The following is a 24,044-nucleotide window of genomic DNA, read 5'->3' on the forward strand; positions in this document are numbered from 1 at the left end:
AAGCAGCATCTTCAGCAATGCGGCTTTGCGTTCAGGTGAATAGTACGGCACGACCAGTCTCTTTCCGCCCCCGATATGCTTTTTCAGGAAAAACCGGAGAGGCGACAACTATCCTGACACCGGGGGCCGTGCTGCAGTCAGCATCCCCCTCCTTGAAACTATTTTTTGCCACAGATCTGCCACAAGCCCAAACAGCCCACGACGGACAATGGCGGATTTCTGCGGATTTTCACGGGTGGCATTTTGTGGCAAAAATGGAATTTTTAAAGAAGAAGGGGTCAGCCTGTAACGGCTAACCCCCTGATCTTATTTACTATTTAAATGGCGCGAGCGACGGGACTTGAACCCGCGACCTCCTGCGTGACAGGCAATATTTTAGGCTTGGGTTTCTGCGGCTTTCAGAGGTTTTGCCACAGATTTGCCACATGATTTTTGGGAAGACTGTTTCGCCTTAGGTTTTTGCTTGAGCGAGGCCAGCATACCGGTATGGCGCTCTGCTCTCGATTCAACGCGCTCGATCAGATGTCCATACACATTTAATGTAGTTTCAATTTTTTCGTGGCCCATTAGTTTTTGAAGGCGCTTAAGGTTCACACGATTCTCGATCTGCATGGACGCAAAAAAATGCCGAAGGTCATAAGGACTGTATTTTGGCTTGGCGACCATTTTCCCTTCCTCTTCGACAGTTTCCATTAACCCCGCCTGCTCGCAAGCAGCATTAAAACCGCGCTTGCGCCAATTATCCGTACTTTGCCAATGACCGCTTGCTGTGGGAAAAACCAGCGAGTGCGCGTTTTCAACAGCATGTTCTTTGACATAATATCGAACCATATCGAGTGTATCTGGACTGAGCTCAATAAAGCGCCGTCCTGCGGGTGTTTTGGTCACTGATATTTTCAGACCGCCACGTTCCAGCGCACGGTCAACCTTCACGCCTGTATCTTCAATGTTGTAATCCGGTACAACGATGTATTCCTGCGGCCTCATACCGGTATCAGCGGCGAGGTAAAGCATGGGGCGGTAGCGCTCCCAGGTTTTTTGGATTTGCTTGTTTTTGGAGTTGGCAAGATCGTCCGCCGCTTTCAGCAGAGCAAGCACTTCTGCTTCAGAAGGAATAACGACGGGAGTGTCGTAGCGGGAGCCGCTGCGAATGGAAACCCCTGTCACGAAGTCGTGCGTGAGAATGCCCCGCTTTATGAGCTCCAGCACCATCGAATGAAAAGATGAAAGAAGTTTACCGGCGACATCCCGACTATGATTGAGCAATAGCCATGAACGAAACTCAACAATGTCTGGTGAAGTGAGTTCATGTATATCTTTTTGCCAGTCATAGGAAATAATATGATCTCGACGCCATTCATAGTTTTTCAGGGTGTACGGCGTAACCGGGTCTTTCCCGTCACGCCCTTCTTTTTCACAGACATCAAGCCATTTTTGTAAGCCCTGCTCGACGCTGTGAATTTCCTTACTGAGCGGCCCTGTCCTCTGATGAGACTGAGCATCCTCACGAAACGCCAAAGCCTCTTTGCGCGTATCAAAGGTTTTGTATGAATAACCGGTTTTAGAGGATTTATCCGCGTACCTTACCTGATACGTCGGCCCCTTTTTACCTGCTCTTTTTCTGATGTCGGACATGATTCTGCATATCGCATTTAGCCCTTGCGGTCAAACGCTCCTTTAAGGCTTTTCGCATTTATATGAGCGCTATTTTGCGCGTCAACCTGGCAGGTATTATAAATTTCAACGAGCAGATTTTTGTCTATTTTTAGTCGCCCATCGATGGGGTCAACGAAGAATGGCAGCTTACGTTTCCCGTGCGCATCTGGGTCTGCAGCGCGCTTTATCTGTCTCTGGGTAAGCTCAATCCCGTGATCAGCAAGAACGCCCCTGGCTTGCTCTATATTCACGTAGCGTGGAAATTCCATGGCAATATCAATCCCCTAATAATCATTGTCCCTGTTAGATTTTGTAGTCCTCGGCGGCGCTTCGGTACGGCCCGTTACTGTGTAGCTTATTGACCTGCTGTCCCAGCTTGTTGCGTGGCACGACCTCTTCACCAAATTCGTTTATGGGATTGACGTAAAGGGTTACGTTTTTGAGGTGCTTGATATTGTAATCGTCCTCCAGCTCCTTGAGCGTTTCAAAGAACGCCTGGCGCAGCTGGCCGATTGTCATCTCCCCTCTGATTGTAATTTGCATCCCCGCGAGCCTCTTCCCCCAAATAGAATATTTTTATTATTTATATCTTTATGATGAACCCTGATCAGTTGATAAATTATTAATTTTTACACTCTATAGTTGTGTATTTTGCTTAGAGATTTTCCTGTCAATCCGCACCGATCCCTCTCAATCCGAATGTGCCCCAAGAGGAACACGAGAGGAAGTCAGCTCGTTCCTCTGCGCTAAAGTGGAGCCATGTTCCCAGTCGGGAGATCTGACATGATCGCCTACTACTCCACCCAGGATCTCTGTGATCGTTTTCGCTGCTCCAGCCGCACGCTGTTCAGACGCATGAGACGTGCTGTTAACCCGTTCCCGTCCCCCTGCATGAAGCAGGCTGGCAGTTTCAACCTATGGGATGCTCACGAAGTAGCGCGTTGGGAAGCGCGTGAGCGAGAAAGATGTACTCTCGTAATCTGAACCCAACACAACTAGATGGTCATATGCACAATTCAACATACGACCTTATGCATCTCATACATGCAACCTCCTGAAAATAATAAAACACCCATGCAAACACATAAAACGGATTGTCGTTCATACAAAGGTGTGGTGGGATCTAGAAGATAATTCGCAAGGGTTATACATGAAGACCCTTGCATGAAAAATAAGGAGACAACATGGCGCACCCAGTAAAAATCGGAAAATTTCGTATTAGCAATTTATTATTTGTGTTCTGGCTAATGGCAATTACCGTTTCCGCTGGCTGCGTTTTTGCGATGGATGAAAAAGGAATTACGTCCAATGAAAGCCAGACCACTAAAACTGATGAAAGCATCATCATTAAAGGTCGAGCCTCATATAAAGACGTAGGCAATGGCGAACTGGTAAGCGTGCATAACGATCAAAACGCCGCTAATATTTTGATCATATCTGAAAAAGACGGCCAATATTATTGGGCCAGCAACGAAAACAAAAAGCTTAACAAAATTGAAAAAACCGATAACAAAGGCGTAACGAATTACACCACCTTTGTGAATCCTGACGGCGAAGGCCAGATTTTCATTAAACATGCAAAGCTTTTAGCTTGCGACTTAAGAGAGTCGAACTACAAGGAGTATCGCACCTCTGATATTGGACTGGGCTTAGTCGTTTACTCCGGATTTACCGACCCATATCCATACCCAGTGGCAAGAACTTGTGCTGACTGAAGCCCACCAATAATTTAGGAGATTACAAAAATACTGTGACAGCCAGGACAGCATCAATTATTTGCGATGGGGAATAGATATTCCCTCCCAGGCAAAACTAGATTGGCGTCACTTAAAATACTCATTGCGCTTTTGACCCCACATACATTCGCATGCAGCTTTATGTATACAACCACTAATTACATACTAAATCATATGAGCATAATTCGATAATTGAACAAAGCAGATTGCCGGGCATGCAAGGATATGATGGGATTAAGCAGGCATGATTCGCAAAGGATAGCGTATGAGAAACTTATTACTAGCTTACTGCTTTTTAGTTTTCACCTTTGTAAGTGGTAGCGCTTTTGCACAAAGCCAAAAGAGCTCATGGCCTGACGAAATAACACTTGATGGCCAAGTATTTAAGAAAAACCAGTTGAATCAGGCTTTTCTGGATGCGGTTTTCACAAAAGATGTACTGAATGACTATAAAGGCAGGCTCAATTTGGCTTTGCCAACCAGCGTCGCAACAAAAGATTTTTCCTCTCCAGAAAATATCAAGCGGGAGTATCCGTGGATATACCCCCATATATACCCGCAGGATGGATTGCCGCGCCTATTGGCGGTCAATAAATGGGTCAAACCTGTCCGCATCACATTCGGCATGCCAAATGACTTAGTACCATTTGTGGGTGACCCTAGCAAAACTGACAGCTACGTTTTGGAACACAAGGATCTGGAGTATTTGCGAGAATTTCGGAAAAGCCCGATGATTCAACAGCTTGTGAGCGAGGCTGAACATTTATCATCGCAATTGAGCTCACTGACAAGATTGAAAATCAGCTATTTGCCGCAAGAGCAAGAGTCAAAAGAGAACCTAGCTGAGATTAGAATTAACGTTATCTATAATGACACCTCTTCAAATCGTGACACCCCTGAATATCGTTACAAAATGAGAGACGGAGTAACTTATGGTTTCACATCATGGGGGCCAGAGCTTCTTCCTTTTCGTAGCGATGCTGAGTCGCGTATAAAAACAGGCTTTGTTTTTACCGTAGATTCCCAGAAGCAGGTCGATGGTTACATATTGACGAATGCCAAAAATGAAATCGAAATGGCATTCTGTTACATCTGGAAGAAACATGATGTGATTATGATGAAAGCCCTAGTCAATGAGTGCATCATTCGCTCTATGGGCTTTCCAGGCGCTATGCGCTTCAATTATTCGAGCGACCCCGTCCCTGAAAGCTTCATATCACTTTGGAATGATCTGGATAGTTGGCCAAAAGCTTTGAAGGCCAACGTTCGACAACCATCAAGCCTCAGTAAATTTGATCAATACATGATCCGCACACTCTATGACCCGGCGATTAAACCAGGCATGGATTACGTCGCCGCACAGAAAATTCTTCTCAATTCAAATTTTTGATAAACCCCTTCATATAACAAGGAGACAACATGGCACGCTCAGTGAAAATCGGCGAATTTACTTTTATGGTTGATGAGACAGTAGGCAGCTCTACTGATCGTGACGCGTTGTATCGCGAGTTGCAGCTGGCGGCAAGGATGCCCAATGCAGCCGCTCTATTTAGTGGAGCTGGGTTGGATCACAATATGGGGGCTAATCCTGTAGTTACGGTTAGAGTTGATCGTAGCTTTAATAAACCAGCCCAAGTAGATATGGGAATAGATTTCAATAACTCTACTCTGCAAGCGCTGTCAGTGAATGGAGACTTTCGTGTTTCAACAGCAACCATAATACTGGATCCTGAAGCAATTAATGCGGCACGGTATCGCGCCCCCAGTGGGGGTGATAATGACTGGAATGAGCTGCACGTTCAGCCCACGCTTTTTAATGAACTTGGAAATTTAGCCGCTGCAGTTAACAAAAATTTGCCTATTCCGGGTGGATCCGGAACTGATCCTAATACTGTTTTTGGGAGGCCGACTGGAAACACTGCAGCTAATGATCCAGAAACCGATGACGAACAATGGAACATTAACAAGAGCCCATTCGAAAAATATAGCGCCGAAACGGAAGATACAGCGCATGATGCTTATGGGGAAACAAAGCGTGAAGCTGAATATGATGACGCCAGGAATCAGGACACCGGAGATCCCACTGGCGGCTCAACAGCTGATCCGGAGTGGACTCCTGAAGAGGCTGCCAAGAAAGCTCTAACAAAGGCCGCTCAAACGCGAACAAATCCCTCAGGTAATGCCCCCACCCCCGTCCCCGTTGACAGCCCTGCGGAAAAGCTTGGGGCTGGAGAGCAGAAAAAGGATCCCTTGGTATTGGATCTGGATCACAGCGGGACGATTGACCTGATTTCTTTGGCGAATACCACAGGGTATTTCGACCGTGATATGGATGGGTTTGCGGAAGCATCAGGCCTGGCGGCGGCTGAAGATGGATACCTTGCACTAGATTTGAATGAAAACGGCCAAATAGATGCAGACGAGTTATTCGGAACAGCGGAGATGGGCGGCTTCACGCACTTGGCACAATATGATTCAAATAATGACGATATCATTAACGCAGAGGATACTGTCTGGGCAGACCTGCTAGTCTGGCAGGATTTAAACGAAAATAGTTTTTCTGAAACTGACGAACTTTATACGCTGGCTGACCACGATATAATTTCAATTAACTTATCTTCCACAGCGGTCTCACAGACCAATCAGGGCCACTCAATCACTCGAACTGGAACCTTCACAATTGACACAGGCTCCGGTACAGCCAATTACGCAGCACATGAAGTCAATTTCCAGTATGACAACGTAAACACGATTTATGTTGGCGACTACGAGCTGGATTTTGACGCATTACTGTCAATTGACCACCGTGGATACGGAACCCTGCCCGCGCTTTATATTGCCATGAGCATGGATAACACAGGCACCGGCAATTTGCTGGATCTGGTAAGCGGTTTTAGCGCACTAACCTTCTCACAGATTTTTGATGGCACATCAGCCACCGAAGATGATGTCCGCGACATTATGTTCAGGTGGGCGGGCGTCGATGACGTAAGCTCGACCAGTCGGGGAGATTATGTTGATGCGCGGGAACTCGAATTCTTGGAGAAGCTGTTTGATAATCCATTCCGTCAAGGTGGGCACCAGCCTAACCCCATGTATAACGCGTCAATTGACATTAATAACGCTTTCAAGGAAGTCTTCAACCATATCTACGCGAACCTCACGACACAGGGGGCAGGCGGGGAATTATTCGAAGGTAACTGGCGTTACAACCTGACAGCAGGCGTTATCGAGGGTGTCACGGGATTAAATCTGACGAAGCTTTCTGAGTTGGAAACAGAAGCGACGGGACTAGCCAATACGGCGGCGCGTCAGACTTTCTGGGAAAACGTTGTACGCATGATTGACGGGGCCGTGGGCGTCAGCAACCTCGACGGGGGAGACCTGACGGCGCTGCAAGGCGCGATCACGGACTCCGATGCAACACTTGATCTGGAGGATGACATTCTCCCAGAGCTGGAGGTGGACGCACTGCCTTTCGGCAGTGGCGACGACCAAACGGTTGTAGGCAGCGGTGGCGTTGATAGCCTATTTGGTTATGGCGGGAATGACCTGCTGCAAAGCATCGGCGGGAACGATACGTTGAACGGCGGCACGGGCTCTGATGTGCTTGAAGGCGGCCTAGGGGACGACTTATACGTGTACGCTAGTGGTGATGGAGATGACGTCATCGAAGATACTAGCGGAGCGGATACGATCAGCCTCGCCGCAGGAATCGATGCTGGCGATATCACGCTGGTTCGAGCGGGGAATAGCGACCTGCGGATTGACATCGATAATGGTACTGATACAGGCGTGATTTATGTGTACGACCATTTTGCTTCAGGCAAAGCTCTGGAAACAATCCTATTTTCTGATAGCTCAACGATCAATATTACCACACAAAACTATACGCTAACCGGAAACTCTGAAAGTGAAACCCTTTATGGTGTGCAGTTCGGCGGTGGCACGGTCGATACTATCTACGGCCTGGGTGGTAATGACAAAATTTACGGCTACGCCGGTAATGACACGCTTTATGGGGGAGATGGCAATGATGATATCGACGGCGGCAACGATAATGACACGCTCTATGGCGATGCCGGGAATGACGCACTAACAGGCGGCGCTGGCAACGACCATCTTTATGATGGTACGGGAGATGACTATGTTCAGGGTGATGGAGGAGATGATACCTATCACTATGGCGGCGGTCACGATATCTATAAAGAAAACAGCGGTACAGACAGCATAGTTCTAGCTTCTGGTATATCTTCCGCCTCTACGCTTTATTATCGCTTTGGCAGTGATTTGCAGATTGTATTTGACGCAAATAATACAATCACGATTGATGGTTTTTATTCGGCAAGCGGCCCAAAGATCGAGACTCTGGATTTCTACAGTGATACCGATGTAAACCTGACTACCGTATCAACTATCACCCAAGGCGATGACAGCAACAACACACTCTATGGCACCAACAACGCTGAGTCTATTTACGGCAATGGCGGTAATGACACGATCCATGCACAGAATGGAAATGACTATCTCTTTGGCGGCACAGGTAACGATACGCTAAATGGCAGCTACGGGGCCGACTGGCTTGAAGGTGGTGCTGGGAATGACACCATGAATGGTGGCAACGACAACGACACCTATGTCTTCACCAGCGGCATTGATATAGTCAACGAACTTGGCGGCACAGACGAACTACGGTTCATTGAAGGATGGGACGAGGAAGAGCTGACCTTTAGTCGAAACTTTGCCAACCTGCCTGATTTGCTGATCACGATTAATGGCTCCAACCAGGTGACCATCCAAAACCAGTTTTATACCAGTGGTTACGGTGTTGAAACCATCCGATTTGCCGATAACAGCACAATTAATTTACTGACCAAGGAGTACATTACCTACGGCACCAGTAGCAACAATACCATTAACGGCATAACGACTGGTGGCAGCACCAACGACACTATCTACGGCTACGATGGAAACGATACCCTGAATGGCGGCGATGGCAACGACACGCTCTATGGTGGCGATGGCACTGATACGCTAACAGGCGCTGCGGGTAATGATTATCTCGATGGCGGAGCTGGAAGTGACACCCTCACGTCCACTGGTGGCGACGATACTTTCTTCTATGGAGCAGGTCTCGATACCGCTACTGAATCAGGAGGGGGTACGGACAAGGTACTGATGGGCGCAGGCATAGACGTCAACGCCATCAGTTTCAGTACCTACAGCACGAACGGCCTCAAAATTACCGTGACTGCGAGCACGGACGAGCTGAGTCTTACAAACCAGCGTCACGGCACATCGACCTACCACATTGAGAATATCGAGTTCGCCGATGGCTTTAAGACAAGCCTGCCGGACTACGCCTCATGGGTAAACGGCACCTCTGGTAATGACCTGATAGCCTACTCCACCGCCGATGACACGATTATTGCCAAGGCCGGTAATGACACCATCACTGCCGGTGGCGGTAATGACGACGTTCACGGCGGTGACGGCAATGACGACATCTCCGGTCAGGCTGGCACTGACCTGCTCCATGGCGGTGCTGGCAACGACATCCTTTATGGCGGTGATGGCCTCGATACGCTGTTTGGCGGTGCCGGTGAAGACATTTTCGTGTTTGAAGTCGCGAATGCGTTCAACAATATCGATGTCATCAAAGACTTCGATGTGGCGAACGACAGCATCGACATCAGCGACATCCTGGGCGGTTACGACCCCATGACCGATCTGCTCACCGATTGGGTAGAAATGACCACCAGCGGCTCTGACACGATCCTCAAAGTGGATCGCGACGGTGATGGCGGCACGTATAGCTTGGCGCAGATCGCGACCATTCAGGGCGTCACAGGCCTCACCGATGAAGCCGCTCTCGTCTCTGGCGGTCAGCTGCTGGTGGCTTAAACCAGACAACCCAGACCTGCTGCGGCAGAGCATCTCTATTGGGTACAAATTCTTAAAACAAGGCCATCCGCACGGATGGCCTTGTTTACTTGCAGTCCGCATTCAGTGGGGCGCAAGACTTCTAGTTTTACGGACTCACGACCAGGGCTGTTAGGCGCTGGCACCAGGCGCTATAGGCGTCCTTCTGCTCTGCCAGATAATCATACTGGTCGTAAACCTGCCAGCTACCCGGCAGCTTGTGGCCCAGCATGATTTCGGCAATGTGCGGCTCGGTCAGGGTCGAGAAATTCGTCCGCGCGGTCTTGCGCAGGTCGTGAACCGACCAGTGCTGCATCTCGTATTTCTCATGCCGCCGCAGCCACTGCATGATGTTGTAGGGCAACTGCAAGGGAGCCCCTATTCCCATCGGCTTGTTTGTACCGCTGTTCGAGAACAGGTGCTTGCCGTCAGAACTGAGCGCCATGGCCTGTTTGATGAGCGCTTCGATCTCCGGCGTGATCGGACGCAGAAGAGGCTTGCCTGATGCCTTACCGAGCTTGTGGTTCTCGGTGGGCACCGTCCAGACCTGCTTACCAAAATCAAAATGGCTTTTTTCACTCAGACGCAGCTCGCTATTACGGCATCCGTAGATCAGGCAAAGTTTCAGGAAAATTTTGTTCTTGGTCGCCATGCGCGATTGCTCCGTGGCTTTCCATACGAGCCTGATTTCCTCGTCGGAAAGGGAGCGCGAGCCCGCGACCTTTTTGATCTGCAAATCTTCTTTGGCGTTGATATCTGCGAGCGGGTGCGCGGGGATCAGCTGGCGCTTCACGCCCCATTTCAGCATCTGCTTGGCATTGACCAGGATGCGTTCGGCGATGCCGGGCCGGGCTTTGGCCTGCCCCTCAAGAAGCGCCAGCCATTCGTGCAGGGTGACTCGTCCAGCCGGGAGCTTGCCGATCTTCGGGAACACATGGATTTCAAAGGAACGCAGGATTTCGTGATGGCCTTTCTTGTTGCCTTTGCAGTACGCCTCGTACCACTGCCGGAACAAAGACTCTACGGAATCGGCCTGGAGGATCGCCTGTTTCTCAAGCTGCTTCACCACCCGTGGATCATGCCCCTGCTCCAGCTGGGCACGCAGGCGCTGCGTTTCTGCGCGCGCCTCCTTGAGCGACATCAAGGGATACGTGCCAAGGTCAAGGCGGCAAGGACGACCGTCATAGCGAAAGCGCAACTGAAAGGTAATCTTGCCCTTGGGTGTCACGCGCACGCTTAAGGCTTCGCGGTCGGCCTTCTCTTCGCGTGTGGCGTGGGGTTTGCCGCTATGGGCTTTCAGCCAGGTGTCTGAGATCGCCATGGGCTTCTCCGGACTTGCGTACATAATTTTCTGGAAGGTTCCGAAAGCTGTTTTGTGTACGCGGCCATGTACACAAATCGAGTGGCTCAGCTTGTCTTCGGATGTCTCAGATTGTCGCGACCTGGCCTGATTTCATCAATGAAATCAGTAGATTATTTGAGAATATGGCGGGGGCTGTCTTAGCCTGACTCAGAGGGTAATGTCAGGGTGGGAAATGATGGCGAAAGTGCGGCGCTTCGCGACTTCGGCGGCCTGGTGGGTCATGGGAAATCGCCTGCAGGTGATTCGAAAAAAGGGCCGGGATTATAGCTCAAACTCGTGCCTGAGCTGAACCTTTGGTCAATGCAGGGTGGCCAAATGGTGGCCTAAGCCTTCCTCGCCTGCGCGGGGTGCATTTGATGTTGTAGGAGCCGGGCTTGCCCGCGAGGCGTAGCACCTGACACACCGCGGTGTGCCTGTCGCTGGCAAGCCATGCTCCTACTGAGGCTCGGCACAGTTAAAGGGATAACCCATCAGAAGCCGACGCTGGCCTGCACAAACACCGTCCGCGGCTCGCCCAGATAGATCCCCGAGTTGTTATCGCTGGAGCGGGTGAAGTACTGCTTGTCGAAGATATTGCGCACCCCCACGCCCACTTTCAGATTCGACAGTTCCTTGCCGAAATCATAGCCGCCGCGAGCGCTCCAGGTGACGTAGCCGGGAATATTGCCGAATTGGCCATCGGCGCTCGGTTCGGTGATGTAGTTACCATTGAAGCTGCCATCGGCGTTCATGCCGGTGCCCGGCGCGCGCTGCCTGGATTGGGCGAAGGCGTCCAGGTTCCAGGTCCAGCGGTTGACCTGGTAACGCAATCCGGCGTTGACCACCTGGCGCGAATAGAACGGCAAGTCACGGCCCTTGAAGCCCGGGATATCGCCTTCATAGGTGGCACGGGTATAGGTGAAGCCGGCGTTGGCCGTCAGGCCTTGCAAGCGGCTGTCCAACGCCGCGAGGTCGTAGTGCATGGAGGCCTCGATGCCCTGGTGCTTGGTCGCACCGAGGTTGGTCCAGCCGATGTCGTTGCTGATGTACTGCAGTTCATGGTCGAAGTCGATGTAGAACGCGGTCAGCTCGCCACCCCAGACACCGTCGTCATAGCGGGTGCCGATCTCGTAGGTCTTGGCCTTTTCCGGCTCCAGGCCACTGGCCGGCTCATCGCCGATCCCGCCCTGGCCCAGCTGGAAGTACTGCAGGCTGCCGAACGAGGTTTCATAGTTGGCGAACACCTTCCAGGCATCCGACAGGTGATACATCACACTCAAGGCCGGCAGCGGTTCGTTACTGGCAATGCTGCGGTCTTTGGGCTGCACGCGAACACCGTTGGCGCCGATCACGGCACGCTCATGCCAGTCCGTGCTGATGTGCTCGAAGCGCACACCCGGGGTGATGGTCCAGTTGCCGACGTCGATCTTGTCATCAATATAGAAGGAGGTGGCTTCAGTGCCGCCGGTGCGGTCCTGGAACACATGTCCGTCCGAACCCGGGCGCACCACCGGGGTGTTGTTGACCAGCGCCAGACGGCTGGTCTGCTCGTGCATGGCTTCCTTGAGGTAACGCGCACCGACGCTGACTTCCTGGGTCGTCTCCCCGGCAAAGAAGATCCGCGACACACGCGGCTCGATACCGAAGGTATGGTACGAACGCGGGTAAGACGACAGGGTTTTCTGATCGCGGGCGGCAATGGTGCTGCCTCGGAAGCTGTCGGTGTAATACGTCAGCACTTCGAACTGGGTGACGTCATCGAGCTGGCGCTTGTACTTGAGCGACACGTCCTTGCGACGGCCACTGAAGCTGTCGTGGTCGCGATCGGACTGGTAAGGATCAGCATCGAACTGTGCCTGGGTCAGGCCGCCGGGCATGTCGGCCTTGCCGTCGTAATAATGGAAGTTCAGCCACAACTCGTCGGCCTCGGTCGGCGCCCAATGGGTCTTGAACAACACGTCGTCGATGTCGTTGCCCTGATTGCTACTGCGGTAGCCGTTACCGTTCACGCCCGAGTACAGCAGCGCCGCACCGATACCGTTGTCGGCGGTGCCACCGATAAACGCCGACTCGATGTGCTTCCAATGACCCGTGCGTGAGGTTTCCAGGGTGGTACCGACTTCGCCGGTGAGTTTTTCCGGAATGGCGCGGGTCACGAAGTTGATCACGCCACCGACGTTCTGCGGCCCGTAGCGCACGGAACCGGCACCACGGACCACGTCGATGCTGTCCAGGTTGCCAGACGAAATCGGTGCCATCGACAGTTGCGGCTGGCCATAGGGCGCGAACGCCGCCGGCACCCCATCGATCAACACGGTCGAGCGTGGCGACAGCCGCGAGGTCAGGCCACGCACACCGACGTTCAGCGCGATGTCGCTGCCACCGGTGCCGTTGGAATCCTGGACCTGCACGCCGGGCACCTTGCGCAGCACGTCCTTCACGTTCATGGCGCCCTGCTCGACCATCGCTTCGCGGCGGATCACCGTCCGCGCGCCCGGATGGTTCTGCACCACGGTCTGGTCCGCATCGCCAAGCCAGTCGCCGACCACTTTGACATCGGTCGGCGCCAGCTCCATGGAGCCCGTCGGTGCAAGGCTCGCACCGCCCTGCTGCGGATGCAGGACCACGGTGCCCTGGGAGATTTCATAGTCGAGCCCGCTACCGAGCAACAGCGCGCGCAGGGCGTCTTCAGGCGCCATCTCACCGTTGACGGCCGGAGCTTGCTTGCCGGCCACCAACTCCGGGCTGAAGAACAGCTGCAATGAGCTCTGCTGACCCAGTTGAGTCAGCGCCGAGGCCAATGGCTGGGCCTGGATATGGATGCTGCTGACGTCCTGCTCGGCGTAGCTGGAGGCGATCCCGCCGCTGACCGCCAGGGCCAGGACCCAGGGCAGCAAGCGTGAACGGGAGGCAGAATGGACAGCAAGGGATAACGCGCAAGGTTTGTTGTTGTTCACGTTGATGACAGGTCCTGGCAGTGCGGATTCAGTTGAGGTCTTGGTGCGACTGGAAATGCAAACCAGTCTCAGGTGGCAAGAAGACGAACAACTGAAAAAAAACCTGAATCTAACGTGAAAAAATTTCTGCAGAACCGTCTGGAAGGGTTCGCACACTCACCGGCAAGATGCCCGGCAAGGCCCGCAGCAGAGCTTCGGTGTCGTCGGTTTTGAACACGCTGCTCAGGCGCAGCTCCGCCGCTTTGCCGGTGACAACCCGCAGTGGCTTGTCCCGGTAGCGCGAGACTTCCCGGACCACCTCGCTCAAGGGCGCGTTGTCGAACACCAGCTTGCCGGAGCGCCAGGCGGTCAGGTTGGCGGTGTTCACGGCATAAGCCGGCGTGACCTGGCCCTGGTCGTCAATACGCGAGCCATGCCCGGCGCTGAGCATGACCGGTGCACTCGTCGAGGGTTCACGACCCTGGACCTTCACCGAGCCGGATTCGACCGCCACCTGAGTCAGGCCCTGATCATGGCGCATGTCAAAGCGGGTGCCGGTCACCGTCACCTGCCCTGCCCCGGCAGCCACCACAAAGGGCCGGGACGTGTCGTGATGAACACTGAACATCGCTTCGCCCTGGCTCAACTCGACCGAACGCCGCGCCGATTCATAATGCACGGTCAGGGTGGTTCGGCTGTTCAGGTCGATCACCGAGCCGTCCGGCAATTCGACCTGGCGCAGCTCCCCGGCCGCGGTCTGGTAACGGGCATCAAAGCTGTTGTCACGCAGCGCACTGAATAACCCCAGCCCCAACGCGCAGGCGAGCACGCTGGCGGCGATGGCGTAACCGGGCCAGCGACGGCGTGGCAGCGCGACGACCTCATCGGGTTCGCACAAGGCCCGCAGGCGCGCGGCGGGCAGCAGGTCGACCGCACCCCATAGCTGCTCAAGCACGGTGTATTCGTGGCGATGGCTCGGGTGCGCGGCCAGCCAGGCCTCCAATGCCGAGCGCTGTTCAGGGCCAGGCTCACCGTCCCGGGCCTTGGCAAACCACAAGGCAGCCTGCTCGCGCACCGCCTCAACGTGTTGACGGTTGTCCATCATGGAATTCTGACTCATGTCGGTGATGCATCCAGTTGCTCACGCAGATGCCGCAGGGTGCGGATCATATACCGCTCGACCATGTTGCGGCTCAAGCCCATGCGCTCGGCGATCTCCGCCTGGGTCAGGCCCTCCAGCTTCTGCCAGACAAACACCTTGCGGCAGTTGAGCGGCAGCTCGGCCAGGGCCCGCTCAATGTTGTCGGCCAGTTCAAGGGCATGCATGACAGCCTCCGGGCCTTCGCCCAGCAACGGTTCGGCGCTGATGGCGTCCTGCTCGAGTTCGGCGCGGCGGTCTTCGCGACGGTAGCCGTCCACCGCAATATTGCGCGCGATCTGGTGCAGGTAGGCGCGCGGCTGCTCGACGTGCTCATGCCGTGCTTCCAGCGCCCGAACGAACGCATCGTGAGCCAGGTCTTCGGCCTGTTCACGGTTACGCAACCGGCGCGTCCAGGTTCCGATCAATTCTTGATAGTGAACGAGGAAGCCGGAATCTTGGGGCGACTTGGCGGTCATCGGCAGAGGCTGTGGCGAGGAGAGCGCGAATAGTAATGTTTCCTATTAACTCGAGCAATCGACCCGAGCGCATTCGTCAGCCCGTCGGGGAGTTGCCGACCAGCGGGAACATCAGCCTGTCATGCAGGTCCGTTAAAACGAGGTTGCACGGCCAGTCACGACGAACGCGTGTAAAAACGCGACATTTTTTGTTGATCTCAAACCGCTCACGCCCTAAAGTTCGCGCCGAACGTCCATGCTGGAAACGATCCATCCGGCTCAAGTACTGACGACGAGACAGCAAGGCCATGAGGAAGCTACGTTTCCTATGGCCTTTTTGCTTTCGGCGGACATGCCTTGGGAAGTAGGCGAACCAAAGTGGGGATACGGAGGGCGTTCATTTGAACCCATTGAATTACAACGTTTGCCAGTAGGAGCCCTAGCATGTCGATCCAGGTCGAAGACTATTTCGCGCGCGATACCTTCCAGAAAATGAAGGCGTTCGCCGACAAGCAAGAAACCCCTTTCGTACTCATCGACACTCAGATGATCAGCCAGGCCTACGACGACCTGCGCGCCGGCTTTGAATTCGCCAAGGTCTATTACGCGGTCAAGGCCAACCCGGCTGTCGAAATCATCGACCTGCTCAAAGAGAAAGGCTCGAGCTTCGACATCGCCTCCATCTACGAGCTGGACAAGGTCCTGAGCCGTGGCGTGGGCGCTGATCGCATCAGCTACGGCAACACCATCAAGAAATCCAAGGACATCCGCTACTTCTACGACAAAGGTGTGCGCCTGTTCGCCACCGACTCCGAAGCGGACCTGCGCAACATCGCCAAGGCCGCACCTGGCTCGAAAGTCTACGTGCGTATCCTGACCGAAGGTTCGACCACCGCCGACTGGCCACTGTCGCGCAAATTCGGCTGCCAGACCGACATGGCCATGGACCTGCTGATCCTCGCTCGCGACCTGGGCCTGGTGCCCTACGGCATCTCCTTCCACGTGGGTTCCCAGCAACGCGACATCAGCGTCTGGGACGCGGCCATCGCCAAGGTCAAGGTGATCTTCGAGCGCCTGAAAGAAGAAGACGGGATCGAACTGAAGCTGATCAACATGGGTGGCGGCTTCCCGGCCAACTACATCACCCGCACCAACAGCCTGGAAACCTACGCTGAAGAGATCATCCGCTTCCTGAAGGAAGACTTCGGTGACGAGCTGCCGGAAATCATTCTGGAGCCAGGCCGTTCGTTGATCGCCAACGCCGGTATCCTGGTCAGCGAAGTGGTGCTGGTTGCGCGTAAATCGCGTACCGCCGTCGAGCGTTGGGTGTACACCGATGTGGGCAAATTCTCCGGCCTGATCGAAACCATGGACGAAGCGATCAAGTTCCCGATCTGGACCGAGAAGAATGGCGAAGTGGAAGAAGTCGTGATCGCCGGCCCAACCTGCGACAGCGCCGACATCATGTACGAGAACTACAAGTACGGCCTGCCGCTGAACCTGGCCATCGGTGACCGCCTGTACTGGCTGTCGACCGGCGCCTACACCACCAGCTACAGCGCGGTGGAATTCAACGGCTTCCCGCCGCTGAAGTCGTTCTATATCTAAGCGCGACAGGTAAAGAAAAAGGGGCACTGACTCACTCTCAGTGCCCCTTTTTTGCGCCACCGCGATCTCCCGCCCTACAAGCAAAGCTGACAACCCCATTCTCACAGGCCATGGCACGTTGCAATAAATGTGGGAGCGGATTTATCCGCGAAGCGCCGCGCGGGCGGCGCGCGATCTCAAGAACAATGAAAAAACCAAGGCAGGCACCTCCCACAGCTCATGCGATCTGCTGACAGCCCCCCTCGCCTCCCCCATCAGAATGAAGAGGTTGCCTGAGGCCGTATCAAGGCATCCAAGCGCTTGCCTGGGGTTTTCCGGCGCTGCCGAAATCGAGCGCCGCCCGCGCGGCGCTTCGCGGATAAATCCGCTCCCACATTTGTTGCAACGTGCCATGGCCTGTGAAATGGGTGTTGCCAGCCTTGTTTGTTCGGCTTTAGATCTGTGTGCTTTCGGTGTGGCTACCCCGCAATTGCGCGATGAGCCTTTTTTCATGGTGAATGACCGCAAGCGGTTATCGACGCGCCTCATCCACGGCTTTGATGTTGACCGTGAACTCCAGTTCGTCACCAGGAAATTCGTCGAGTCGCTGCCGATAGCGCTGGGCCATCTCTTGAATTCGCACGTCGCCTGCCTGTTCAAGCACCGGCGTAGTGGCCCGCAGGAAATTCAAATTGCCACCTTCCAATGCACGCTCCCACCATTGCAGGGCGTGCTCGATATTGCCCTGCTCGGCCAGGGACGCTGCGTAGCTGAACTGCCCACGAAAATCCCCCTCCTGCGCCGAACGTCGATACCATTGCAGCGCTTGCGCTGGATCGGCCACGCAGGCCAACCCTTGCTCCAGGTAACGCCCCAGCAGGTTCATGGACTTGGCGTGGCCAAGCTCCGCAGCCTTGCGATAACAGGCCAGTGCTGCCGGCTGGTTGACTGCCGCCCCTCGGCCAGTGGCGAGCAAGTTGGCGTAGTTGTAAAGCCCCCAATCCAGGCCCAGCTCTGCGGCCGAGCGGTAATGCCCGGAGGCAGCGGCCGCATCGGGCTCCCCTCCCCAGCCATGCTCCAGGCACCGCCCGAGCATGTTGTGCGCCATGGCATTGCCGCCGTTGGCAGCAATGGCAAACCAGCGTCGGGCCAGGGCCGGGTCTTTTTCTATGCCGCGGCCATCGAGCAGGATCTGCCCAAGCAACACCTGGGCTTCGACACTGTGTTGCCCGGCCGCCAACAGTAAGGCCTGAGCCGCCCTGGCCGGGCTCTGTTCGAACATCTGGCCCAGTTGCTCGGCGTCCAGCACTTCTTCGCGGCGAATATGGAATGTCATCGCTTACACCTCGACCCAGCGACGCAACAGGTTGTGGTAAGTCCCGGTGAGCTGGATCAGTGCCGGATGATCGGGCACATCCACGGTCAGCTTGCGAATCGCCTCGTCCATCTCGAACAGCAGCGCGCGCTGGCTGTCTTCCCGCACCAGGCTCTGGGTCCAGAAGAACGAGGCATAGCGTGCGCCACGAGTGACGGCGTTGACCTTGTGCAGGCTGGTGCCGGGGTACAGCACCATGTCGCCGGCCGGCAGCTTGATCTGGCGCACCCCGAAGGTGTCCTGGATTTCCAGCTCGCCTGCGTCGTATTCATCGGGGTCGCTGAAGAACAGCGTCGATGACAGATCGGTGCGCACCCGCTCGGCACTGCCCTTGGGCTGACGTACCGCGTTGTCGATGTGGTAGTCGAAATTGCCACCGGCCCGGTAGCAGTTGAACAGCGGCGGCACCACCTTGTGCGGCAAGGCCGCCGACATGAACAGGGGGTTGGCCCACAGCCGCTCCAGCATGGCCTCGCCAATCTCCCGGGCCAACGGGTGGCCTTCGGGCAACTGCAGGTTGTGCTTGGCCTTGGCCGACTGATAACCGGCGGTGATCTTGCCGTCCGCCCAGTCGGTCTGCTCCAGGGCCTGGCGGATACGCAACACCTCGTCTTTGGAGAAAAGGCCGGGAATGTGTAAAAGCATGGCTCGGCACCTGGGCGCGGGAAAAGATGGCAATGGTATTGATTCTTATTGGCTCGGTATAGCCCCCATCAGGGCTCCAGACGAACGAGCACGAAAAAACCGTCAGAAGACTTTGTAAAGAATGTAAATTTAATGCGAATAACAATTTGTCTCAATTGATACGAATACTTGTTTACCCTATATTTCGCGGCCTCAACTCCTTGGGGAAGGACATTCGCAATGCCGCGCCAACACGTGCCTACATCTGTCAGCTCACCGCGACTGCTCACCTGCGCCATCGGCGTGGCGATTTGTGCGACCTCTGTCGCCCATATGGCGCAAGCCGCCGAGAGCACCGAGAAGTCCATCGCACTGGATGCCACCAGCATCACCGGTGAAGCTCAGGAGCAGACTTCCTACAAGACGGAAAAGGCCCAGTCGCAGAAATACACCGCGCCGCTGGTCAATACGCCGCGCTCTGTAACGGTGGTGCCACAGCAGGTCCTCAAGGACACCAACGCCATTTCGATGCAAGACGCCCTGCGCACGGTGCCAGGCATCACCTTTGGTGCCGGTGAAGGCGGCAACCCGCAAGGGGACCGTCCTTTCATTCGCGGTTTCGACTCCCAGGCCGACACCTACCTGGACGGTGTGCGTGACACCGCCTCCCAGAGCCGCGAAATCTTTGCAATTGAGTCGATCGAAGTCAGCAAAGGCCCGAACTCCGCCATCGGTGGCCGTGGCTCGGCCGGCGGCAGCATCAACCTGGTGAGCAAAAAGGCGCACCTGGGCAACTCGTTCGACGGTGGCTTCACCTGGGGTTCGGACCAGACCCAGCGTTACACCCTCGATGGCAACTATCAGTTCTCCGACACCGCCGCAGGCCGTCTGAACCTGATGAGCCACGAAAGCAACGTCGCCGGCCGTGACACAGTGGATTACGACCGCTGGGGTATCGCACCGTCCCTGGCGTTTGGCCTGGGCACCGACACCCGCGTCAACCTCGACTACTACCATCTGGAAAACAACGACACCCCGGATTCGGGCATCCCCTACAGCATGCCGGCCTCAGGCCGCAGTGCCGACCGTAACAAGGCCAACCCGGACAAGCCGAACGATGGCGGTGATTCCAGCAACTTCTACGGTCTGGATCGTGATTTGCGCAAGGGCCGCACCGATATCGCCACCATCGCGATCGAGCACGACCTGAGCGACGCCCTGACCATCAAGAACACCCTGCGTCACGGCAGCAGCATGCAGGACTACATCCTGACCCAGCCGGATGACAGCAAGGGCAACGTCAACAATGGCAGCGTCTGGCGTCGTGCCAACACCCGTGTCAGCAACGTTGACACCACCACCAACCAGACTGACCTGTTTGGTGACGTTTACATCGCAGGCTTCAAGAACAGCTTCTCCACCGGTATCGAATTCACCCGTGAAGAAGCCGAGAAGTCGACGTACACCGTCAACACTGACACCACGCCAGCGACCGCAGCTGCCACCACCAACTGCACACCGGCGATGATCGGCGCGGCCAGCAATTACAACTGCACCTCGCTTTCCAACCCGACTCCGAATGATCCGTGGAGCGGCTCGATCACGCGCAACTACGCTGGCACCGACACCGATGCCAACACCCGCGCCATCTATGTGTTCGATACGCTGGAGCTGTCGTCGCAATGGCTGGTGAACATGGGCCTGCGTTACGACCACTTCGACACCCAGTACAAAACCTTCAATGCTTCTGGCGTCACCACCGCCAAGGGCAAAGACACCAGCGAGTTTGTCACTGGCCAGTTCGGCGTTGTCTACAAACCGGCTGAAAACGGCAGCATCTACGCCTCCTACGCCACCGCTGCCACACCACCGGGCAACGCCCTGGGTGAAGGCCAGGACGGCAACCCGTTGAACGGTGGCACCACCAGGAACGATCTGAAACCTGAAACCAGCAAGAACTACGAAATCGGCACCAAGTGGGATCTGTATAACGATCGCCTGTCCCTGACCGCTGCGGTCTTCCGCACCGAGAAAGACAACGCGCGTGTGCAGATCGACTCCACCACGTACCAGAACGTCGGCAAATCCCGTGTAGACGGCGTCGAACTGTCGGCCACCGGCAAGATCACCAACCAGTGGCAAGTATTCGCGGGCTACAGCTTCATGGACAGCGAGCTGGTCAAAGGCGGCCCGCTCGACGTCATCAACGAAGGTAACGAGCTGCCGAATACGCCACGTCATAGCGCTTCAGTGTGGACGACCTACGCCATCACGCCGAAGCTGACCATCGGTGGCGGTGCCTTCTACGTCGACGACGTATTCGGCAGCGTGGCCAACACCACCCTGGTCGATTCGTATGTCCGCTACGACGCAATGGCCAGCTACAAGCTGACCAAAAACGTCGACCTGCAGCTGAACGTGCAGAACCTGACCGACGAGACCTACTACGATAAAGCCTTCTCGACTCACTTCGCCAACCAGGCGGCGGGCCGTATGGCGCTGTTCTCGACCAACGTCCACTTCTAAGGTCGTTGTTCGGCAAAGCCCTGCTCACTTCGGTGGACGGGGCTTTTGTGTGTAAGGCAATGGGCATCGGGCGCGGCATAATGCGCACCGATAGGGCTCCATGAATTAGCAAGGTGGTCGCACGTGTTCAAGAAAACACTCTTTCAACTGCACTGGTTCTTCGGTATCACGGCCGGACTGGTCCTGGCGCTGATGGGCATTACCGGCGCCCTGGTGTCGTTCCAGGACGAACTGCTGCGTCTGCTCAATCCGCAGGAACTGACCGTCCAGGTGCAGGACAGCGGCGTGCTGCCACCCGCCGAGTGGGTGCGCAAGATTGAAGCGACTGAAGCCAAGACTGTCTCGGCCCTGTGGGTCGAGATGGACAGTGGCAATGCCTCGCGGGTGTTCTTCACCCCGCCAGCGGGGGAACGCCGTGGCCCGATGCGCTACTTCGACCCATTCACCGGCGAGCTGCAAGGCGAGGCCTCGGGCCAGGGCTTTTTCGGCCTGATGCTGCAGCTGCACCGGTTTCTGGCGATGGGTGATACCGGCCGGCAGATCACCGGCGCCTGTACACTGATCCTGGTGTTCTTCTGCCTCTCCGGGCTGTACTTGCGCTGGCCGCGCAAGGCGCTGAACTGGCGGGTGTGGCTGACACTGGACTGGGCCAGGAAGGGTCGCAGCTTCAACTGGGACCTGCATGCGGTCGCCGGCACCTGGTGCCTGTTCTTCTATTTGCTGCTGGCGCTGACCGGCCTGTTCTGGTCCTACGAGTGGTACCGCGAAGGCCTGACCAAGCTGCTGAGCGACGCGCCGGCTGCCGGTGAACAGCGCAAAGGCGGTGAAGGTCGCCGTGAAGGCGGGCGTCGTGGGCCACCGACAGTGGACAAGAATGCCCCTACGCTGGTGGTTGATTACGACGCGGTGTGGAACAGCATTCGTACCGAAGCCGGCCCCCAACTCAGTGCCTGGAACCTGCGCCTTCCACCCGTCGGCGGGCAACCGGCAACCGTCTTCTATTTATTGAAAGACGCACCCCATGCGCGCGCACTCAATAGCCTCAGCCTCGACCCGGCCACCGGCAAAGTCAGCCGGCACGAGCGCTACAACGACAAGTCGCTCAAAGGCCAGTTGCTGACCAGCATCTACGCCCTGCACGTGGGCAGCTACTTCGGCATGGTCGGCCGAATCCTGAATACCCTGGCCAGTGTCAGCATGCCGCTGTTCTTTGTGACTGGCTGGTTGCTGTACCTGGACCGCCGCCGTAAAAAGCGTCAGGTTCGTGATGCTCGAAAGGACCTCAGCGCAACGGGTTCGAATGCCGAGGGCTGGTTGATCGGTTTCGCCAGCCAGAGTGGTTTTGCCGAGCAGATGGCCTGGCAAAGCGCTGGCCAATTGCAGGCGGCGGGCTTCCCGGTGCGGGTAGAGCCCCTGGCGGCACTGACCGAAGCAGACCTGCGCGAGTCGCAACAGGCGCTGTTTGTGGTCAGTACCTTTGGTGACGGCGAAGCGCCAGACAGCGCTCGCGGGTTCGAGCGCAAGGTGCTGGGCCAGCCCTGGGCCCTGAACAACCTCAACTACGCCTTGCTGGCCCTGGGTGATCGACAGTATCCGCAGTTTTGCGGCTTCGCCCAGCGCCTGCATGGCTGGCTGAGTGCCCGGGGTGCCAGCGCCGCCTTTGCCCCGGTGGAAGTCGACAGCGCCGACCCGGCCGCCTTGCAGCACTGGCAGCAACAACTGGCCTTGCTGACCGGCGCACAACCGAGCGCCACTTGGCAGGCACCCAGCTTTGAACCCTGGACCCTGAGCCGTCGCCAACTGCTCAACCCCGGCAGCCAGGGTGAGGCCATTTACCTACTGGCACTGACGCCTCTCGGCGCCGCTCACTGGGAAGCCGGAGATCTGGTGGACGTGGTGCCACGCAACAGCGCCGGTGCCGTTACCCAGTTCCTGGCCGGGTTGGGCCTGGACGCCAACAGCCAGGTTCAGGTCGACGGCTTGCGCGAAACCCTGAGCCAGGCACTGGCCAGCCGCCAGTTGCCGCGCAGCCGTGAACACCTGGTGGGCCTGCACGCGCAGGCGCTGGTCGAGGCGTTGATCCCGATTGCCGCCCGCGAGTACTCGATCGCGTCGATTGCCAGCGACGGCCAGCTTGAATTGATCGTGCGCCAGGAGCGCCACACCGACGGTTCACTGGGCCTGGGTTCGGGGTGGCTGACCGAGCATGCTGAAGTGGGTTCGAGCATCAGCCTGCGCTTGCACCGTAACAGTGGTTTCCATCTGCCGCAGGAGCCCGTGCCGCTGATTCTGTTGGGCAACGGCACCGGCTTGGCTGGCTTGCGCAGCCTGCTCAAGGCACGCATCGCAGCAGGTGAGCCAGGTAACTGGCTGCTGTTCGGCGAACGTAATGCGGCCCATGACTTCCTCTGCAAGGAAGAACTGCACGAATGGCTGGCCAATGGCGACCTGCAACGCCTGAACCTGGCGTTTTCGCGGGATCAGTCGAACAAGATCTACGTTCAGGACCGCCTGCGCGAAAACGCCGACGAACTGCGCGCCTGGCTCGCCGAAGGTGCCGCAATCTATATCTGCGGCAGCCTGCAAGGCATGGCGGCGGGCGTGGATGAGGTGTTGGTCGAGGTGCTGGGTACTGCCGAGGTGGAGCGCTTGATCGAGGTGGGGCGGTATCGGCGGGATGTTTATTGAGTCTGCTCGACGCCCCAATGCCGGTCAGCTAATGCGAACTATTTAATGTGGGAGCG

16 protein-coding genes and 1 pseudogene are annotated in these 24,044 nt (G+C 55.9%); 7 read left to right on the plus strand and 10 right to left on the minus strand.

Going from position 1 to position 24,044, the window contains the following annotated elements:
- A partial coding sequence (locus GUY40_RS28060) for a hypothetical protein (RefSeq protein WP_218585471.1) occupies positions 1-296 on the plus strand: 296 nt, incomplete at its 5' end.
- 79 nt (positions 297-375) lie between these two features.
- Here GUY40_RS28060 and GUY40_RS23515 read toward each other — a convergent pair.
- Genes GUY40_RS23515 through GUY40_RS23525 form a run of 3 tightly spaced genes read right to left on the minus strand, consistent with a single transcriptional unit; the run spans position 376 to position 2,199 of the window.
- Positions 376-1,635 (minus strand): site-specific integrase, encoded by a 1,260-nt coding sequence (locus GUY40_RS23515; RefSeq protein ID WP_166571305.1) that lies wholly within the window; start codon positions 1,633-1,635, stop codon positions 376-378.
- A 17-nt stretch (positions 1,636-1,652) separates the two neighbouring features.
- Positions 1,653-1,925, minus strand: a complete 273-nt coding sequence (locus GUY40_RS23520) for a hypothetical protein (protein WP_166571306.1) — start codon at positions 1,923-1,925, stop codon at positions 1,653-1,655.
- Positions 1,926-1,959: 34 nt separating this feature from the next.
- Positions 1,960-2,199, minus strand: a complete 240-nt coding sequence (locus tag GUY40_RS23525) for a hypothetical protein (RefSeq protein WP_256675836.1) — start codon at positions 2,197-2,199, stop codon at positions 1,960-1,962.
- Positions 2,200-2,840: 641 nt separating this feature from the next.
- Between GUY40_RS23525 and GUY40_RS23530 the strand changes: the two genes are divergently transcribed.
- The 3 genes from GUY40_RS23530 (at position 2,841) to GUY40_RS23540 (ending at position 9,296) form a co-directional block, all read left to right on the plus strand.
- Complete coding sequence (locus tag GUY40_RS23530; protein ID WP_166571307.1) at positions 2,841-3,371, plus strand: hypothetical protein; 531 nt, start codon at positions 2,841-2,843, stop codon at positions 3,369-3,371.
- Between the two features lie 286 nt (positions 3,372-3,657).
- Positions 3,658-4,782, plus strand: coding sequence for a DUF2927 domain-containing protein (locus tag GUY40_RS23535; RefSeq protein WP_166571308.1), 1,125 nt, complete (start codon positions 3,658-3,660; stop codon positions 4,780-4,782).
- A gap of 29 nt (positions 4,783-4,811) precedes the next feature.
- Positions 4,812-9,296: a calcium-binding protein gene (locus GUY40_RS23540; RefSeq protein ID WP_166571309.1), complete on the plus strand. Its 4,485-nt coding sequence runs from the start codon at positions 4,812-4,814 to the stop codon at positions 9,294-9,296.
- A 127-nt stretch (positions 9,297-9,423) separates the two neighbouring features.
- On the opposite strand, the gene GUY40_RS23545 is transcribed toward GUY40_RS23540, so the two are convergent.
- The 5 genes and pseudogenes from GUY40_RS23545 to GUY40_RS23560 form a co-directional block, all read right to left on the minus strand.
- A complete protein-coding gene (locus GUY40_RS23545; protein ID WP_166571310.1) occupies positions 9,424-10,635 on the minus strand; it encodes a site-specific integrase in 1,212 nt (403 codons plus the stop codon).
- A 201-nt stretch (positions 10,636-10,836) separates the two neighbouring features.
- Positions 10,837-10,899: pseudogene (locus GUY40_RS28910) on the minus strand (hypothetical protein); the annotation flags it as partial.
- Between the two features lie 248 nt (positions 10,900-11,147).
- On the minus strand, positions 11,148-13,613 hold the full coding sequence (locus GUY40_RS23550) for a TonB-dependent receptor (protein ID WP_166571311.1): 2,466 nt from the start codon (positions 13,611-13,613) through the stop codon (positions 11,148-11,150).
- A gap of 109 nt (positions 13,614-13,722) precedes the next feature.
- On the minus strand, positions 13,723-14,697 hold the full coding sequence (locus tag GUY40_RS23555; protein ID WP_371924951.1) for a FecR domain-containing protein: 975 nt from the start codon (positions 14,695-14,697) through the stop codon (positions 13,723-13,725).
- 11 nt (positions 14,698-14,708) lie between these two features.
- A complete protein-coding gene (locus GUY40_RS23560; protein WP_166571312.1) occupies positions 14,709-15,209 on the minus strand; it encodes an RNA polymerase sigma factor in 501 nt (166 codons plus the stop codon).
- Positions 15,210-15,632: 423 nt separating this feature from the next.
- On the opposite strand from GUY40_RS23560, the gene GUY40_RS23565 reads away from it, so the two are divergent.
- The gene (locus GUY40_RS23565) at positions 15,633-16,796 is read left to right on the plus strand and encodes a type III PLP-dependent enzyme (protein ID WP_166571313.1); all 1,164 of its coding nucleotides are present in this window, start codon (positions 15,633-15,635) and stop codon (positions 16,794-16,796) included.
- A gap of 511 nt (positions 16,797-17,307) precedes the next feature.
- Here the strand turns inward: GUY40_RS23565 and GUY40_RS23570 are convergent.
- Together GUY40_RS23570 and GUY40_RS23575 are read right to left on the minus strand one after the other, a co-directional pair.
- Positions 17,308-18,111 carry a tetratricopeptide repeat protein gene (locus tag GUY40_RS23570; protein ID WP_166571314.1) on the minus strand — a complete coding sequence of 268 codons (804 nt, stop codon included), beginning with the start codon at positions 18,109-18,111 and terminating at the stop codon, positions 17,308-17,310.
- A gap of 3 nt (positions 18,112-18,114) precedes the next feature.
- A complete protein-coding gene (locus GUY40_RS23575; RefSeq protein WP_166571315.1) occupies positions 18,115-18,795 on the minus strand; it encodes a Fe2+-dependent dioxygenase in 681 nt (226 codons plus the stop codon).
- Between the two features lie 219 nt (positions 18,796-19,014).
- On the opposite strand from GUY40_RS23575, the gene GUY40_RS23580 reads away from it, so the two are divergent.
- On the plus strand, positions 19,015-21,300 hold the full coding sequence (locus GUY40_RS23580) for a TonB-dependent siderophore receptor (RefSeq protein WP_166571316.1): 2,286 nt from the start codon (positions 19,015-19,017) through the stop codon (positions 21,298-21,300).
- 123 nt (positions 21,301-21,423) lie between these two features.
- Positions 21,424-23,988 (plus strand): sulfite reductase flavoprotein subunit alpha, encoded by a 2,565-nt coding sequence (locus GUY40_RS23585; protein WP_166571317.1) that lies wholly within the window; start codon positions 21,424-21,426, stop codon positions 23,986-23,988.
- The last annotated feature ends 56 nt before the right edge of the window (positions 23,989-24,044 follow it).

The organism is Pseudomonas sp. R5(2019), assembly GCF_009905435.1.
GTDB lineage: Bacteria > Pseudomonadota > Gammaproteobacteria > Pseudomonadales > Pseudomonadaceae > Aquipseudomonas.